Origin of the sequence: Caballeronia sp. LZ029 (assembly GCF_031451275.1) — a bacterium.
In the GTDB taxonomy this organism is placed as follows: Bacteria; Pseudomonadota; Gammaproteobacteria; order Burkholderiales; family Burkholderiaceae; genus Caballeronia; species Caballeronia jiangsuensis.
On the sequence record NZ_JARUXO010000004.1, the window covers coordinates 485,618 to 502,732 of the forward strand.

The following is a 17,115-nucleotide window of genomic DNA, read 5'->3' on the forward strand; positions in this document are numbered from 1 at the left end:
TCCATGAACGAGTCTTCGATTTTCACGCTGGAACGCGGCAGCGCGCCGCTGCTGATTTCGATTCCGCACCGGGGCACGAGCATTCCCTGCGCGCTCGCCGAGGAGATGACGCCCGTTGCGAAACTCACCGAGGATTGCGACTGGCATCTCGAACGGCTCTACGCGTTCGCGCGAGAACTGGGCGCGTCGATCCTGACGCCGGAATATGCGCGATATGTCGTCGATCTGAATCGTCCGCCCGACGACGCGAATCTCTATCCCGGCCGCGACACGACGGGACTGTGTCCGGTCGATACCTTCGACAAGGCGCCGCTCTACAAGCCGGGCCACGAGCCGTCGCGCGAGCAGATCGACGCGCGCCGCGCGATGTACTGGCAGCCTTATCACGATGCGCTCGCGAGCGAACTCGACGCGCTGCGGAAGTCGCACGGAAGCGTGCTGCTGTGGGAAGCACACTCGATTCGCTCGGTCGTGCCGCGTTTCTTCGACGGACGTCTGACCGATTTCAACTTCGGGACGGCGGACGGTGCGTCGGCGGCGCCGGGGCTGGCCGAGCATCTCGCGCGGATCGTCGAGCGCGACGGCCGCTTTTCGACGGTGGCCAACGGCCGCTTCAAGGGCGGCTACATCACGCGGCGCTACGGCCAGCCCGAGAAGGGCGTTCACGCGGTTCAACTTGAGCTGACGCAGATCAGCTACATGGAAGAATCGTCGCCGTTCGCTTACGACGAAGCCAAGGCGAAAGGTATCCAGCCATTGCTGCGCGAGCTCCTGACGACCGCGATGACCTACGCAACGAGCGCATAGAACCTGGCGCGTGCATGGCGATTGGCTGGCGATGTCGTAATGACGAGCGGTCGTGCAATCGATTACGCGCGACTTCCGGAGCCAGGCGACGATGCGATTAAATAAATAAAAACAATGACTTAAATAAAACTGTAGAGACCTCGGCGTGCTTCGCCCAGCGAAACGCATTGTTGCGATCCCGACAATTATGTTTCGTGCAAATCGGGGTTTCCCCTAGGGCGGCTGCCTCCTACACTTGTCTTCAAGCGAAACGAAATCAGAAACCACTTAAAAAGCTTCCGATTCAGTTTCGATTTCAAAACAAGACTATTGGAGGTTCATCATGATCAAGGCATTCGTTCCCGCACTCGTCATCGCCACCGCTCTGGCCGCTCCGACTTTCGCGTTCGCGCAAAGCAACGGCCCGGTGACCCGCGCTCAAGTGCGCGCGGAACTGGTCCAGCTTGAAAAGGCCGGCTACAACCCGTCGACCGATCGCGTGGACTACCCGCAAAACATTCAGGCCGCAGAAGCGCGTGTGCACGCTGAGAACGGTGGATCGGCTTACGGTCCTTCGGTCGCCGGCACGTCGAATTCCGGCGCCCGCGTGAGCGCACCGATGTCGGGCCGTAACTCGGTCTACTTCGGCAACTGATCGAAGGCAGTAGCAGTGGTAGCAGTGAGTAGTCGAAGCGGTAGATGGTGCAGCAGCAAGCGTTGGCAGTAGAGCAGTATCTTGCGAGAAAAGCAGTAGCAGTACCGCAGTAGGCAGTAGAGAAGCAAGCAGCAAGTCGAACGCCGGCCGCTATCGAGCGACCGGCGTTTTTTATTGCGCGTTCTCGTTTGCTTCGACGCGCGGCGACACCGCGCCGCATGCGCGAAGCACGAGGCGCACGACTTCCTCCGTCTGCTCGTCGAAGGCTTTGCGCGTGAGTGCGCGCTTGCCCTTCAACGCGCGGATCTGCGCATCGAAGTCGGCGTAGTGCTGCGTGATCGCCCAGATCATGAACATGAACGTGTCCGGCTCGACGGGCGCGAGCAGGCCACGCGCGACCCAGCTTTCGATCACGATGACGCGCGTATCGAGCCACGGCTTCACGCGCTCGTTGAGGATGTCCTGCATGTGATGCGCGCCGTGGATGATCTCGCTCGCCCACACCTTCGAGCCGAGCGGCCTGCGTCTCGACAACTCCATCTTCGCGCGCACATAGCCGCCGATCGCTTCGACCGGATCGTCGCTGCATTCGAAGGTGTCCGCCGCGCGATGCCAGTCCTCGAACAAATCTTCCAGCACGCGTCGGTAGAGCGCGAGCTTCGTCGGGAAGTAGTAATGCAGGTTGGCCTTCGGCAATCCGGCACGCTCGGCGATCATCGCCGTGCTCGCGCCTTCCAGTCCCTTCTCCGCGAATACTTCTTCGGCGCACGCCAGAAGTTGCGCTTCGTTGCTCTCGCGAATCTGCGCCTTGCGTCGCCGCAAAGGTGGCGCAGCGTGCTCGCGTTCGGTGATGCCGTCGGTCGCGTCGTCGTGTCTCATCGTCGAATTTTTCTGCCGTGTGTGCCGCATCGTGCCTCATTCGCGCCGTTCATGCACGCGGCGCTGCATCGCGTCGAAAATGCCGTCGCGGCCAGTGCTGGTCGATGCTGCATTGCAATGGCACGCTTATCGCTTAGGTTTGCTCCGTGTTTGTCCGCACACGAAAGACGTTGATTTGCTTATTTTAATCGGCTACAACCTGTCCAAGTGGACAGGATTTGAAGAGCGCTCGAAGTACTGAAGAAGCGCGTCGTTCGCAGCATTCATCGCATAACAGAAAGCGTGCACCGGGCGCGTGCAGCATCGCACCGCAAACGCCCGGCATGCACGAAACGAAGTCACTCACATACGAAGTCGATCGTAAGGAGCGAGGCGAATGAACGTCGTAACGGATGCAATCAGAGAGGCTGGTCTCGATACGTCCATCAAGGTGAATGGTCAACGTCTGTGGGATAGCCTGATGACGATGGCCAAGATCGGCGCGACACCCAAAGGCGGCGTCTGCCGTCTCGCGCTGACCGATCTCGACAGGGAAGGGCGCGATCTCATCGTCAGTTGGGCGAAGGAGGCGGGCTGCACGGTGAGCATCGATCAGATGGGCAACGTGTTCATGCGCCGCGCCGGGCGCAACCCCGATGCGCTGCCGGTCATGACCGGCTCTCATGCGGATTCGCAACCGACGGGCGGCCGCTTCGACGGCATCTACGGCGTGCTCGGCGGACTCGAAGTGATCCGCTCGCTCAACGATCGCGGCATCGAAACCGAGCATCCGATCGAAGTCGTCATCTGGACCAACGAGGAAGGTTCGCGCTTCGCGCCCGCGATGGTCGCATCGGGCGTGTTCGCGGGCGTGTTCTCGCTCGACTACGGCCTCTCGCGCAAGGACGTCGACGGCAAGACGATCGGCGAGGAACTGAAGCGCATCGGTTACGCGGGCGATCTGCCGTGCGGCGGCCGCAAGCTGCATGCGGCGTTCGAACTGCATATCGAGCAAGGCCCGATTCTCGAAGCCGAGGACAAGACGATCGGCGTCGTCACCGATGCGCAAGGCCAGCGCTGGTACGAGATCACGCTGACGGGCCAGGAAGCGCACGCGGGCCCGACGCCGATGCCGCGCCGCAAGGACGCGCTGCTCGGCGCATCGCGCGTGGTGGATCTCGTGAACCGCATCGGCCTCGACAATGCGCCGCTCGCCTGCGCGACGGTCGGCATGATGCAGGTGCATCCGAACTCGCGCAACGTGATTCCGGGCCGCGTGTTCTTCACCGTCGATTTCCGTCATCCCGACGATGCCGTGCTCGCACGCATGGACGCCGCGTTGCGCGAAGGTGTCGCGCGCATCGCCGGCGAGATCGGCTTGCAGACCGAACTCGAACAGATTTTCTACTACGAGCCCGTCAGATTCGATGCCGCGTGCGTCGCGTCCGTGCGCGCGGCGGCGCAGCGCTTCGGCTATTCGCATCGCGACATGGTGTCGGGCGCGGGCCACGACGCGTGCTACCTCTCGCAGGTCGCGCCGACGTCGATGGTGTTCGTGCCATGCGTAGACGGCATCAGCCATAACGAAATCGAAGACGCGAGTCAGGAGTGGATCGAGGCGGGCGCGAACGTGCTCCTGCACGCGATGCTCGAGCGCGCTTCCGAACCCGCTTCGTAAAGCAGCGCTCTTTTCGTCTCACGTTCAACGTCGTCCGCGCCATTGCGCGCGGATGACGGGCACTCGTTCGTCCCCACAAGGAACGCGCATGACCATAAAAATGACCGGCGATATCGCGAGCCATCGCCTCACGCAGGAACAGCTCGCATGTGAATTTTCGGACGTCGCGCCGTTGCTCGACGCCACCGCCGCGGCTGCCGCCTCGAGCCGCTGCCACTATTGCTACGACGCGCCGTGCGTGCAGGCGTGCCCGACGAGCATCGACATTCCGGGCTTTATCCGCAAGATCGGCAACGGCAACCTGAAGGGCGCGGCCGTCGATATCCTTTCGGCCAATCCGCTCGGCGGCATGTGCGCGCGCGTCTGCCCGACCGAGATCCTTTGCGAAGGCAGTTGCGTGCGCAATCATCCGGGCGACGAGCCCGTGAAAATAGGCGCGCTGCAGCGTCACGCAACCGATTGGGCGATGGCCAAAGGCGAGCCGCTTTTCAAACGCGCGCCGGAGACGGGCCGTCGCGTGGCGATCGTCGGTGCGGGACCGGCGGGGCTTGCATGTGCATATCGGCTCGCGCTGGCCGGACATCAAGCGGTGATCTTCGATGCGCGTGAAAAGCCCGGCGGCCTGAACGAATACGGCATCGCCGCGTACAAGACGGTCGAGGATTACGCGCAGCGCGAGATCGAATGGCTGTATTCGATCGGCGGTATCGAGATCAAGGCGGGCCATGCGCTCGGCCGCGACTTCACGCTCGACGAATTGCGCAAGCAGTACGACGCGGTGTTCATCGGCTTCGGTCTTGCGGGCGTCCGCGAACTGGCGCTCGAAGGCGAGGCCTTGGACGGCGTGATGAACGCGGTGGATTTCATCGAGCAGGTGCGTCAGGCCGACGATCTCGCGACGGTGCCCGTCGGGCGGCGCGTCGTGGTGATCGGCGGCGGCAATACCGCGGTCGATGCCTGCGTGCAAAGCCGGAAGCTCGGCGCGACGAACGTGACGATGGTGTATCGGCGCGGCGTCGAGAACATGAGCGCGACGTGGGCCGAGCGCGAGTTCGCGCAGACCAACGGCGTGAGCATCGTCACGCACGCGAAGCCGGTGCGTCTTATCGGCGCTGACGGGCGCGTGACCGGCGTCGAATTCGAGCGCGACACGGAGCGTTTCGTTATCGATGCGGACATGGTGCTGAAGGCGATCGGTCAGACGCTCGTGCCCATCGGCATTGACCGCGCGTTGCTGACACTGGACGGCGGCCGCATCGTCACCGACGAGAACCGTCAGACGACGCTCGCGAAAGTGTGGGCCGGCGGCGATTGCGCGACCCACGAAGGACTCGATCTCACCGTGCAGGCCGTGCAGGACGGCAAGCTCGCGGCGGCGTCCATCGACGCGTCGTTCGAGCTGACTGCGATCAAAGCCGCCTGACCAACATAAGGAGCCGCATAAACATGGCCGATCTGACTTGCAAAATCGCCGGCATCACATCGCCGAATCCTTTCTGGCTCGCATCCGCGCCGCCGACCGACAAGGCTTATAACGTCAACCGCGCCTTCGAAGCGGGCTGGGGCGGCGTCGTGTGGAAGACGCTCGGGCTCGATCCGCACGTCGTCAACGTGAGTTCGCGTTATGGCGCGGTGCAATGGAACGGGCAGCGCATCGCGGGATTGAACAACATCGAGCTGATCACCGATCGTCCGCTCGACGTGAACCTGCGCGAAATAGAGCAAGTGAAGCGCGACTGGCCGGACCGCGCACTGATCGTCTCGCTGATGGTCCCGTGCAACGAAAAGGACTGGAAGTGGATCCTCACGCAGGTGGAGGACACGGGCGCGGATGCGGTCGAACTGAACTTCGGCTGTCCGCATGGCATGAGCGAGCGCGGCATGGGCGCGGCGGTGGGGCAGGTGCCTGAATACGTCGAGATGGTCACGCGCTGGGTGAAGGAAGGCACGAAGCTGCCCTGTCTCGTGAAGCTCACGCCGAACATCAGCGATATCCGCACGGGCTCGCGCGCTGCGTTCAAGGGCGGCGCGGACGGCGTGTCGCTGATCAACACGATCAACTCGATCGTCGCCGTCGATCTCGACGAGATGGCGCCGATGCCGACCGTCGATGGCAAGGGCACGCACGGCGGTTACTGCGGTCCCGCCGTGAAGCCGATCGCGCTCAACATGGTCGCGGAAATCGCGCGCGATCCGGAGACGCCGAATCTGCCGATCTCGGGCATCGGCGGCATTTCGTCGTGGCGCGATGCGGCGGAATTCATGGTGCTCGGCGCGGGCAGCGTGCAGGTGTGCACGGCGGCGATGCACTACGGCTTTCGCATCGTGTCCGATCTCGCCGATGGCCTGTCGAACTGGATGGACGAGAAAGGCTACGCGACGCTCGACGACATTCGCGGCCGCGCCGTGCCGAACGTCACGGACTGGAAGTACCTCAATCTCAAGTACGACATCAAGGCGCGCATCGATCAGGACAAGTGCATCCAGTGCGGGCTGTGTCATATCGCTTGCGAGGACACGTCGCATCAGGCGATCCTGAAGGAGAAGGACGGCAAGCGGCATTTCGAAGTGGTCGATTCGGAATGCGTCGGCTGCAATCTGTGCATGCACGTGTGTCCGGTCGAGCAGTGCATCACGATGGAACGCGTCGATGCGGGCGAGTACGCGAACTGGACCACGCATCCGAACAACCCCGCTCGCGTCGATGCGGAAGAGCCCGCGAAAGCGGCATAAACATAACGTAGCGCTCGTCGCCGTTGAAACCCATGATCAACCGCACACTCAACCGGAGTGCATCCGATGAATCAGACAGCGCATAACGTCGAGACTAGCAGTCTGTATAACGAGGACCTTGCGCCGACCGGCCCCGCGCAGCGCACCTGGAAGTGGTATCACTTCGCGGCGCTGTGGGTCGGCATGGTGATGAATATCGCGTCGTACATGCTGGCTGCGGGGCTCACTGATCAGGGCATGTCGCCGTGGCAGGCCGTGTTGACGGTCCTGTTCGGCAATCTAATCGTGCTCGTGCCGATGTTGCTGATCGGACATGCGGGCGCGAAGCACGGCATTCCGTACGCGGTGCTCGTGCGTTCGTCGTTCGGCACGCAGGGCGCGAAGCTGCCCGCGTTGCTGCGCGCGATCGTCGCGTGTGGATGGTACGGCATTCAGACGTGGCTGGGCGGCAGCGCGATCTATACGCTCGTGAACATTCTCACGGGCAATGCCTTGCATGGCGCGGCGCTGCCGCTCATCGACATCTCGGTGGGGCAGCTCGCGTGTTTTCTCGTGTTCTGGGCGTTGCAGCTCTACTTCATCTGGCATGGCACGGATTCGATCCGCTGGCTCGAAAGCTGGTCCGCGCCGATCAAGGTCGTGATGTGCATCGCGCTCGTGTGGTGGGCGACGAGCAAGGCGGGCGGACTCGGTTCGATGCTCTCGGCGCCGTCGCAGTTCGTCGCGGGCGGCAAGAAGGAAGGGCTTTTCTGGGCGACGTTCTGGCCGGGTCTCACCGCGATGGTCGGCTTCTGGGCGACGCTCGCGCTCAATATCCCGGACTTCACACGCTTCGCGCGCACGCAACGCGATCAGATGATCGGGCAGACGATCGGCCTTCCAGTACCGATGGCGTTGCTCTCGGTGATCTCGGTGGTCGTCACGTCGGCGACGGTCGTGATCTACGGCAAGGCGATCTGGGACCCGATCGATCTCACGAGCCGCATGACGGGCATCGGCGTGGGCATTGCGCTCGTCATCCTCACGCTCGATACGATGTGCTGCAATCTCGCGGCCAATCTCGTCGGACCGGCTTACGATTTTTCGAGCCTGTGGCCGAAGGGCATTTCGTATCGCGCGGGCGGCATGATTACGGCGACGATCGCCATCGTCATGATGCCGTGGAAGATTCTCGCTACCACGCAGGGGTATATCTTCACGTGGCTCGTGGGGTATTCGGCGCTGCTCGGGCCGGTTGCGGGGATTCTGATGGTGGATTACTTCTTTATTCGCGGCACGCGGCTCGATCAGCGAGAGCTCTTCGACGAGGACGGCGAGTATTCGTACAGCAACGGGTGGAACCTGGCGGCGGTGGTGGCGTTGCTCGTCGGCGTGTTGCCGAATCTGCCGGGGTTTCTGCATACGGCGTTTCCTGCTTCGTTTCCGGGGGTGCCTGCGTTCTTCAATACGCTCTATACCTATGCGTGGTTCGTGGGGCTCGTCCTTGCGGCTGTCGTCTATGGATCTTGGATGAAGTTGCGAGGGAGCCCGCGGGCGGGGGTTTTGAGTGCTTGATGTCTTTTTCGGTTTTGGTGGTGGATCCCGATTTCGTGTCGGTCTATTGGCACTGCCCCTCCCCGGGGCGGGGGTCACTTTCTTTGCTGCTGCAAAGAAAGTAACCAAAGAAAGCAGCTTTTCACCGCCCGCGGTCACACGTAGTTTGGCCATGCTTGCCAGCCCGCGGTGGCACTCGCCTAAGTGTCGTCCTCGAAGGACTTACCGGGCTTGGATCGCGCACGGTCTGCCGCACCAAATGTTTTGGCGCGCTGGTTCAGCACGAAAGAGCTTCGGCACAGCGCTACGCGCTGCCGTTGGGTATGCGGGGGAAACCGTCGAAGAAGAAGTCTGTGCAGACCCGATTGACCGGTCGGCCGCGAAGCGGGCTGGAGCTGTTTGGTGCTGAACCAGTGACGCGAGCGGTGCGAGGTGTCAGACCGTGCGCGGTCCAAGCCCCGCGAGACCTTCGAGGGCACTCGCTACTGCCGGGCCATTAGGCTAATCTCCTGTGCCGCGGCCGGTGTGAAGTGCTTAGGCTGGGGATAGCTGTTTCTTTGGTTACTTTCTTTGCAGCAGCAAAGAAAGTGACCCCCGCCCCGGGGAGGGGCAGTGCTTATAGACCGACACGAACTCAGGATTCCACGAAAGCGAAAGTGAAAAGCGAAGCGAACGAACCAAAGCCAAGGAGGACACGACAATGCCAACATTGATTCGCGGCGGCACGATCATCGATGCAGACCGCACCTACCGCGCCGACGTGCTCTGCGCAGACCCGCAATCTGGCGGAACGATCCTCGCCATCGGCGCCGATCTCGACGTTCCACCCGACACCCAAACCGTCGACGCCGGCGGCCAATACGTAATGCCCGGCGGCATCGATCCGCATACGCATATGGAACTGCCCTTCATGGGCACAACCGCAAGCGACGACTTCTACACAGGCACAGCAGCGGGCCTCTCGGGCGGCACAACGAGCATCATCGACTTCGTGATCCCGAGCCCGAAGCAGCCCCTCATGGACGCATTCAAGGAGTGGCGCGGCTGGGCCGAGAAAGCGTCGGCGGATTACGGCTTTCACGTCGCGGTAACGTGGTGGGACGAGTCCGTCCACCGCGACATGGGACTGCTTGTCCACGAACACGGCGTGTCGAGTTTCAAGCACTTCATGGCCTACAAAAACGCGATCATGGCCGACGATGAAGTGCTCGTGAACAGCTTCACACGCTCGCTCGAACTCGGCGCGCTGCCGACCGTGCACGCGGAAAACGGCGAGCTCGTGTTCCAGTTGCAGAAGCAGTTGTTGGCCAAGGGTTTCAGGGGACCGGAAGCGCACCCGTTGTCGCGTCCACCCGAAGTGGAGGGCGAGGCCGCGAATCGGGCGATCCGCATCGCGCAGGTGCTCGGCGTGCCGCTCTATATCGTCCACGTATCGGCGAAGGATGCAGTCGATGTGATCGCCAAGGCGCGCAACGACGGGCTGCGCGTGTTCGGCGAAGTGCTGCCGGGCCATCTCGTGATCGACGAATCCGTATATCGCGATCCCGACTGGACGCGCGCCGCCGCGCACGTGATGAGCCCGCCGTTTCGCACGAGCGAGCATCGCGAGGCGTTGTGGCGCGGCCTGCAGTCCGGGCAACTGCACACGACGGCGACCGATCATTGCGTATTCTGCGCATCACAGAAGGCGATGGGCCGCGAAGACTTCACGCGCATCCCCAACGGCTGCGGCGGCGTCGAGGATCGCATGTCGGTGCTGTGGCATCACGGTGTGAACATGGGGCGCCTCACGCCGAACGAGTTCGTGCGCGTGACATCGACCAATGCCGCGCAAATCTTCAATCTCTATCCGCGAAAAGGCGCGGTACAAGTGGGCGCGGATGCGGACCTGGTCGTGTGGGATCCGCAGGCGACACGCACGATCTCGGTGAAGACGCATCATCAGAAGGTCGACTTCAACGTCTTCGAAGGCATGACGGTGCAAGGCGTCGCGACGCACACGCTCACGCGCGGTGCGCTCGCGTGGGCGAACGGCGATCTGCGTGCCGAGCGCGGCGCGGGGCAATATCTGAAGCGTCCGCCGAACGCTTCGTACTTCGAGGCGGCGCGCGTCGCGAACAAGCTGAAGGAACCGCATCCGGTGAATCGCGCAGAAACGGCCTGACGCGCACCCGACGACAAAGCCCCGCGCCCTCGCGACGCGGGGCTTTGTCGCATTCGGAGACGCTTTCACGCGCTTGCAAGCATAATCCGGCAGCCTGTCTATTTTTCGCGCCGCCGAATCATGCCGATGAAAACCACGATCAAACTTCGCCGTCTCGCCGCGCTGTGCGTGCTTTGTCTGCCGCTCGCGTGCGCGGCCAATCCGAATGCGCTGTGGGAGATCGTCCACGATTATTGCGAGCCGGCGGCCGAGGGCGCGCACGTTCAGCAGAAATGCGCGGACGTGAATCTCGCGGGCGGTTATGCGGTGCTGAAGGATCTCGTCGGCATCGCGCAATATCTGCTGATACCGACTGCGCGCGTGAGCGGCATCGAAAGTCCCGAACTGCTCGCACCCGATGCGCGGAACTATTTTCGCGATGCGTGGAATGCGCGCGCTTATGTGGATCGCGCGTTGCGCAGAACCTTGCCGCGCGATGAAGTTTCGCTTGCCATCAATTCCGCGAGCGGGCGCACGCAGAATCAGTTGCACATTCATATCGATTGCCTCGCGTCCGATGTCGCGCAGACGCTGCGCGAAGTGGGGCCGGGCATCGGCACGGAGTGGAAGCCGCTGCCGGTGAGACTGCGCGGACATGTCTACAGCGCGATGCGCATCGACGATGCCGATCTCACCCACACCGATCCCTTCAAGCTGCTTGCGCCCTATGCCGCCAGCCGCGGCCAGACGATGGGCGAACAGACGCTGCTGCTCGCGGGCGCCGTGCGCAGCGATGGTGCACCGGTGTTCTTTCTGCTCAACGATCACGTTCAGCCGGGCGACTGGGCATCGTCGGAAGAGCTGCAGGATCACACGTGCGCGCTGGCCAATCGGTCTATAGAAAAGCCTTGAGGTTTTGCGGAAGAATGAAGTGACGCGAATGTTTCGGAGTTCGGATTAATAGACGGTCCGCAAATCAGAACTTTCGTGCCTTGTCACTTCTACTTTTGGGAACCACAATGAATGCTCTTCGACGACATTACTTTTGACCCGTTGAAGGACGCGATCAATCGAATTCAGCACGGCGTGTCGCTCGGTCTTGCGAGAGAGATCGCGTGGGACGATGTCGTGCTGGAGGTGGACGATCGTCGCGATTATGGAGAGGTTCGTGAGGTGGGCTATGCGCCTATCCGCGGACGTATGTTCTGCGTGGTACTCACGTGGAGAAACGAAGCGCGGCGCATCATCAGTCTGCGCCGCGCAAACAAAAGAGAGATGAAGCAATATGGAACGGATGTATAAAGGTTTTATTCTTCCCACAGACGAGGAGGACGCGGAAATCAACCGGGGTATCGCGTTGGATCCGGACACCTTCGAACTCACCGAGGAAGACTTCAAGCGGATGAAACCCTACGCTGAATTTATGCGTGAGCATCATCCGGATCTGGTCGAGCGATCGAAAGCATGAGTTGTCAACTCGCGCCGCGCGTACTCACCCGATGCGCAAACACGCGCGGCGCGATCCCTTCGACACGCGCTTCCGGCAGCACGCGTTTCAGCGTGCGCAACGTAAAGGCGAGATCTTCGCTAGCCGTATCGAACTCGAGTCGCAACTCGCAGCCTTCGCGTTGCGCCTGACTCACATAGATGCCAAGCGGCGAATGAAACAGCGCGCGTATCCGTTCCCGCGACGCCTCGCTATCCGCGAAATGCGCCAGCGCCAGAATGCGCACACGCTGACATGCGCCGAACCCTTCATCGTGTAATGTTTTGCGGCTGGCAACCCACGCAAGCGACATATCCATGACCGTTGCTCCATCACGTTTTCCTTGTGTAGAAGCATAGGCCGGCTTTCGTCAACGTCACGCTAAGACATGGGCGCGACGCGTAAAAAACGTATCAATCGAAGCCCTGGAACACGGCATCGTCCGGGCCGATGGAAGCAGGCGATTTCCACGCGGCATCGCGCATCGAATGGCGCACCTGATGCTCGACGCCCAGCAGCACCGCGAAGATCGCCATGCGCACCGCAATGCCGTTGTCGGTCTGACGGAAAATCGCGAGGCGCGAATCGTGATTCAGATCGGTGGCGAGATCGTTCGCACCGGTACGGCTGTCGCGCGGCAGCGGATGCATGATGAGCGTATCGCGTCCACATACATCGTCGACGAGCGCCTGATTGATCTGGAAATCCGGCGTATAGCCTTCGATGGACTCGTCGGCGAAACGCTCTTTCTGAATGCGCGTTGCATACACGACGTCCGCGCCCGCGAGCCCCGCGCGCAGGTCGCTCGTTTGCTCGATCACATGTTCGCCACGCGCGAGCCGCTCGACGATATGCGCCGGCATCTCCAGCGAGCGCGGCGACACGAGCGTGAACTTCAGCCCTTTGTAAAGCGAGAGCAGTTTGGCGAGCGAATGCACGGTGCGCCCGTACTTGAGGTCGCCGACCATCGCGATATGCGCGCCATCGACTATCTTCCCGAGTCGCGAAAACTCGCGCTGGATCGTATAAAGATCGAGCAGCGCCTGGCTCGGATGTTCGCCCGGACCGTCGCCGGCATTGATGACGGGAATGTTCGTCGCGCGTGCGAATTCCGCGACCGAGCCTTGTTCGGGATGCCGCACGACGATCGCATCCGCGTAGCCGCTGATGACGCGGCTCGTGTCGTAGATCGACTCGCCCTTCGCCATCGACGAGAACGTGAAGCCGGTCGTGTCGCACACCGAGCCGCCGAGGCGCGCGAACGCCGCGCCGAAACTCACGCGGGTGCGCGTGCTCGCTTCGAAGAACAGATTGGCGAGCACAGCGCCTTCGAGCACGCGGGTGATCTTCTTGCGGCGCGCAATCGGCTGCATCATGTCGGCCGTGCGAAACAGCGCTTCGGCGGATTCGCGCGAGAACTGGTCGATCGAGAGCAGTTGCGGACGTCCTTCGAATTCGATGGCCTGATATGCGCTTTGCGTATATGCACCCGCGTCCGGCATGCCGCCCAGAATCTCGCCGACGTAGCGTGCGGCGATTTCCGGCATCGCGCGCGATTCCGGCGATTCGTCCGGCAGCAGCCATGTATCGAGCGCGCGCCGCGTAACGCCGATGCGCGCGGCGAACGCGTCGCGAGTCATGTTCAGGCGCCGCATGGCGTCGCGAAGGATCGTCTGCTGCTGAAGTTCCTGAGTCATCGTCACCGCTCCTGAAATATACGCGGTGCGTATATTAGGTCACTCGCCGATCAGATGCAAGACGAGTTCGCGCTGATGCTGGGCGGTTCGATGCTCGAATACGTAAATGCCCTGCCACGTGCCGAGCACCATGCGGCCCGCTTCGACGGGAATCGAAAGCTGCACGGTGGTGAGCGCGGTGCGCAGGTGCGCGGGCATGTCGTCGGGGCCTTCGGTGTCGTGGACGTAGCGGCCGGGCGCTTCCGGCGCCACCGCCTCGAAATAACGTTCGAGGTCCGCGCGCACGTCCGGATCGGCGTTCTCCTGAATCAGCAGCGATGCCGACGTATGCCGGCAAAACAGCGTCAGCAGACCGGTGCGAATGTCCTGAAGATCGATCCAGCGATCGATGTCGCGGGTGACTTCGTGCAGGCCGCGCGAGCCTGTCGCGACCGTCAGATGATGGAGTGCCTGTTTCATGTCGGCCTCGGTGCGAGGAATGGGCGGTGTGCCACATCTGGAGTTTACCGGCTTCCCGCGCTCCGGTTCGTTCCGATGCGATGAACTATGCTGTCTGGACGATGGTTCGATTGAAGGCGCGCACGATGGTCAGACGGCTTTCAAAAAGCAAGACGCTCGCGTTCATCGCCGTGCTGGCGGCGTCGTCGCTCGTGCTCGGCGCCGACGACGAACGCGAAAATCGCGGCAACGATCCTTTCCTGCACGTATCGAGCGCCATCGCCGATTGCGCCGCGCCGCGCGGCCCGTCCGAAACGGCACAGGAATGGCTCGACGAAGCGCATTACCGCATCGAACGGGGCAATAGCTGCTGGATTGCGGGCCGCTGCCGTCTGTCGAACAGCTATCTCTACGACAAGGAGATCGCCGAAAGCGTGACGCGCCGCCTGAATTCGCTGAACGCGTCGCTGCAATGGCGCGAGAAGACGAGCCTGTGGCTCACGCTGCAACGCCGCTTCATCTATCTCGACGGCTGCGTGTCGCGCGATTTCGACAAGGCGCGCTTCGTGTCGGCACTCGGCGAGACCGCCGATGTCGAAAAGGTCATCGACCGCACGACGCGGCGGCCGTGATTTCGCAATTGACCTAAGCTAAAAGAGAGACCAAACACGAGGAACCGTCGCGCACGCGCGCGTCCGGTTTTCGCCGATGAGAACGACCCTCGCCGACTGGCTGTGGATTTGCGCACGCTGCGCGCTATTGCTGATGGGGTTTGCACTCACGCCGATGAGCGCATCCGCCGCCGCAACGGCGCCCGTCGTCGTGATCCCGCTGAGGGGCGCGATCGGCCCGGCGAGCGCGGATTTCGTCGTGCGCTCGCTTGCCCGTGCGGCGGACGAGCGCGCGCAACTCGCCGTGCTGGAACTCGACACGCCCGGCGGACTCGATCTCTCGATGCGCTCGATCATTCAGGCGATACTCGCGTCGCCGGTGCCGGTGGCCGCGTTCATCGCGCCGAGCGGTGCGCGTGCGGCGAGCGCGGGCACGTATATCACCTATGCGAGCCACATCGCGGCGATGGCGCCGGGCACGAACCTCGGCGCGGCATCGCCGGTGCAGCTCGGCATGGGCGGAGCTGAGCGCGAGCCGGCGGCAACGGGCAAGGCCGCATCGGGCGCGCGCACCGAAGCCGCGGAGCAATCGACCGAAACCCGCAAGCAGATGCAGGACGCCGCCGCCTACATACGCGGCCTCGCGCAACTGCGCGGGCGCAACGTGCAGTGGGCGGAGCGCGCGGTGCGCGAGGCGGTGGCGCTATCGGCGACGGAAGCGCTGGAGCAGAACGTCATCGACCTCACTGCCAGCGATGTTCCCGACCTGCTCACGAAACTCGACGGCCGCCATGTCAAGACCGCGAGCGGCGATCATGTTCTCGCGACGAAGCACGCGCCGCTCGACGTGATTCAGCCCGACTGGCGCAGTCGTTTTCTCGCGACGATCACGGACCCGAGCGTCGCGCTGATCCTGATGATGATCGGCATGTACGGGCTCTTCTTCGAGTTCGCGAATCCCGGCATGGTGCTGCCGGGCGTCGCGGGCGCGATCTGCCTGCTCGTCGGATTGTTTGCTTTGCAACTATTGCCGATCAGTTTCGTCGGACTGGGATTGATCGTGCTCGGCATGGGCTTTCTGGTCGCGGAAATGTTTCTGCCGACGTTCGGTTCGCTCGGCATCGGCGGGATCATCGCGTTCGCGATCGGCGCGCTCATGCTGATCGATACCGACGTGCCGGGCTTCGGCATTCCGATCGGCGTCGTCGTCGGGCTCGCGCTCTTCACGGCTTTGTTCGTTTTCACGGTGTCGGGCGTCGCGTTGAAAGCGCGCAAGCGGCCCGTGGTGAGCGGCGCCGAAGCGATGCTCGGCACTATCGGCGTGATGCTGGCGCACGAGTCCGAAATCGGCTGGGCGCGCGTGCAGGGCGAACGATGGCGCGTGCAGCCGGCCGCGTCGCGGGCGTTGCCGCACGAGGGCGCGCGCGTGCGCGTGATCTCGCGTCATGGCCTGACGCTGACCGTCGAGCCGATCGACGGCGAACGCGAGGCCGGTCATTCCTGAACACATCGACAACGAGGCTTGAAAAATGGGGCTTACTTTCGGTTTCAGCGGCATCCTGATTGCGTTCGTCATCTTCATCGTGGCGTCGGCGGTGCGCATCTTCCGCGAGTACGAGCGCGGCGTCGTGTTCATGCTCGGGCGTTTCTGGAAGGTGAAGGGACCGGGACTCGTGCTGATCATTCCGGTCGTGCAGCAGGTCGTGCGCATGGACTTGCGCACTGTCGTGTTCGACGTGCCGCCGCAGGATGTCATCACGCGCGACAACGTGTCGGTGAAGGTGAATGCGGTCGTCTACTTTCGTGTCGTCGATCCGGAGAAGGCGGTGATCCAGGTCGCGCGTTTTCTCGATGCGACGAGCCAGCTCGCACAGACCACGCTGCGCGCGATCCTCGGCAAGCACGAGCTCGATGAACTGCTGTCCGAGCGCGAACGCCTCAACGCGGACATTCAGCGCGTGCTCGATTCGCAGACGGACGCGTGGGGTATCAAGGTATCGAATGTCGAGATCAAGGACGTCGATATCAACGAGACGATGATCCGTGCGATCGCCCGCCAGGCCGAGGCGGAGCGCGAGCGGCGCGCGAAGATCATTCATGCGGAAGGGGAGTTGCAGGCCTCTGAGAAGCTTTTGCAGGCGGCGCAGATGCTCGCGCAGGCGCCGCAGGCGATGCAGTTGCGTTATCTGCAAACGCTGACGACGATCGCCGGCGACAAGAACTCGACGATCGTCTTTCCGGTGCCGGTCGATCTCGTGAGTTCGATCATGGATCGGCTGGGCAAGGGGAGTTAGGGGCGTTGAGGTGCTTTCGGCATGGACAGATATCGACCTTTGTTGACTTTGGATCCCGGGATCGTGTCGGTCTATTAGCGTTGCCCCTATGCGGGGCGGCAGTCACTTTCTTTGCAGCAGTGTATGGACCGGAGACATGGGTAACAGGTGTGTCAGGACATGGGTAACACATTTAGCTCCTTTCGCCGCGTTCCTTCAAGTCG

17 protein-coding genes are annotated in these 17,115 nt (G+C 62.5%); 13 read left to right on the forward strand and 4 right to left on the reverse strand.

Annotated elements, in window-relative coordinates:
• Positions 1-3: 3 nt before the first annotated feature.
• The gene (gene hutG / locus QCE73_RS28180; RefSeq protein ID WP_035501486.1) at positions 4-807 is read left to right on the forward strand and encodes an N-formylglutamate deformylase; all 804 of its coding nucleotides are present in this window, start codon (positions 4-6) and stop codon (positions 805-807) included.
• Between the two features lie 325 nt (positions 808-1,132).
• The gene (locus QCE73_RS28185; protein ID WP_035501612.1) at positions 1,133-1,441 is read left to right on the forward strand and encodes a DUF4148 domain-containing protein; all 309 of its coding nucleotides are present in this window, start codon (positions 1,133-1,135) and stop codon (positions 1,439-1,441) included.
• 171 nt (positions 1,442-1,612) lie between these two features.
• Here the strand turns inward: QCE73_RS28185 and QCE73_RS28190 are convergent, their stop codons facing one another.
• On the reverse strand, positions 1,613-2,320 hold the full coding sequence (locus tag QCE73_RS28190) for a TetR/AcrR family transcriptional regulator (RefSeq protein WP_309884528.1): 708 nt from the start codon (positions 2,318-2,320) through the stop codon (positions 1,613-1,615).
• 376 nt (positions 2,321-2,696) lie between these two features.
• On the opposite strand from QCE73_RS28190, the gene QCE73_RS28195 reads away from it, so the two are divergent.
• The 8 genes from QCE73_RS28195 to QCE73_RS28230 all read left to right on the forward strand — a co-directional run bounded on the left by QCE73_RS28195 (position 2,697) and on the right by QCE73_RS28230 (position 11,854).
• The gene (locus QCE73_RS28195) at positions 2,697-3,977 is read left to right on the forward strand and encodes a Zn-dependent hydrolase (RefSeq protein ID WP_035501489.1); all 1,281 of its coding nucleotides are present in this window, start codon (positions 2,697-2,699) and stop codon (positions 3,975-3,977) included.
• Between the two features lie 88 nt (positions 3,978-4,065).
• Entirely contained in the window at positions 4,066-5,400 is a 1,335-nt protein-coding gene (locus QCE73_RS28200; RefSeq protein WP_035501490.1) for an NAD(P)-dependent oxidoreductase, read from the forward strand.
• Between the two features lie 23 nt (positions 5,401-5,423).
• Positions 5,424-6,710 carry an NAD-dependent dihydropyrimidine dehydrogenase subunit PreA gene (gene preA / locus QCE73_RS28205; protein ID WP_309884529.1) on the forward strand — a complete coding sequence of 429 codons (1,287 nt, stop codon included), beginning with the start codon at positions 5,424-5,426 and terminating at the stop codon, positions 6,708-6,710.
• 66 nt (positions 6,711-6,776) lie between these two features.
• A complete protein-coding gene (locus QCE73_RS28210; RefSeq protein ID WP_035501492.1) occupies positions 6,777-8,264 on the forward strand; it encodes an NCS1 family nucleobase:cation symporter-1 in 1,488 nt (495 codons plus the stop codon).
• Between the two features lie 679 nt (positions 8,265-8,943).
• The gene (gene hydA, locus QCE73_RS28215) at positions 8,944-10,407 is read left to right on the forward strand and encodes a dihydropyrimidinase (RefSeq protein ID WP_309884530.1); all 1,464 of its coding nucleotides are present in this window, start codon (positions 8,944-8,946) and stop codon (positions 10,405-10,407) included.
• A gap of 126 nt (positions 10,408-10,533) precedes the next feature.
• The gene (locus QCE73_RS28220; protein ID WP_309884531.1) at positions 10,534-11,298 is read left to right on the forward strand and encodes a CDP-diacylglycerol diphosphatase; all 765 of its coding nucleotides are present in this window, start codon (positions 10,534-10,536) and stop codon (positions 11,296-11,298) included.
• Positions 11,299-11,409: 111 nt separating this feature from the next.
• Positions 11,410-11,688, forward strand: a complete 279-nt coding sequence (locus tag QCE73_RS28225; protein WP_309884532.1) for a BrnT family toxin — start codon at positions 11,410-11,412, stop codon at positions 11,686-11,688.
• Entirely contained in the window at positions 11,672-11,854 is a 183-nt protein-coding gene (locus QCE73_RS28230; protein ID WP_309885313.1) for a hypothetical protein, read from the forward strand. Before QCE73_RS28225 ends, QCE73_RS28230 begins: the two co-directional genes overlap by 17 nt.
• 4 nt (positions 11,855-11,858) lie before the next feature.
• On the opposite strand, the gene QCE73_RS28235 is transcribed toward QCE73_RS28230, so the two are convergent.
• The 3 genes from QCE73_RS28235 to QCE73_RS28245 all read right to left on the reverse strand — a co-directional run bounded on the left by QCE73_RS28235 (position 11,859) and on the right by QCE73_RS28245 (position 14,028).
• Entirely contained in the window at positions 11,859-12,191 is a 333-nt protein-coding gene (locus tag QCE73_RS28235) for a hypothetical protein (protein WP_309884533.1), read from the reverse strand.
• A 94-nt stretch (positions 12,192-12,285) separates the two neighbouring features.
• Positions 12,286-13,569, reverse strand: coding sequence for an aspartate carbamoyltransferase (locus QCE73_RS28240; RefSeq protein WP_309884534.1), 1,284 nt, complete (start codon positions 13,567-13,569; stop codon positions 12,286-12,288).
• 39 nt (positions 13,570-13,608) lie between these two features.
• Positions 13,609-14,028, reverse strand: coding sequence for a secondary thiamine-phosphate synthase enzyme YjbQ (locus QCE73_RS28245; protein WP_035501499.1), 420 nt, complete (start codon positions 14,026-14,028; stop codon positions 13,609-13,611).
• 125 nt (positions 14,029-14,153) lie between these two features.
• On the opposite strand from QCE73_RS28245, the gene QCE73_RS28250 reads away from it, so the two are divergent.
• The 3 genes from QCE73_RS28250 to QCE73_RS28260 all read left to right on the forward strand — a co-directional run bounded on the left by QCE73_RS28250 (position 14,154) and on the right by QCE73_RS28260 (position 16,912).
• Positions 14,154-14,639, forward strand: a complete 486-nt coding sequence (locus QCE73_RS28250) for a BON domain-containing protein (protein WP_309885271.1) — start codon at positions 14,154-14,156, stop codon at positions 14,637-14,639.
• Positions 14,640-14,715: 76 nt separating this feature from the next.
• On the forward strand, positions 14,716-16,122 hold the full coding sequence (locus QCE73_RS28255; protein ID WP_404989819.1) for an NfeD family protein: 1,407 nt from the start codon (positions 14,716-14,718) through the stop codon (positions 16,120-16,122).
• Positions 16,123-16,147: 25 nt separating this feature from the next.
• Entirely contained in the window at positions 16,148-16,912 is a 765-nt protein-coding gene (locus QCE73_RS28260) for a slipin family protein (RefSeq protein WP_035501501.1), read from the forward strand.
• Positions 16,913-17,115 lie beyond the last annotated feature (203 nt).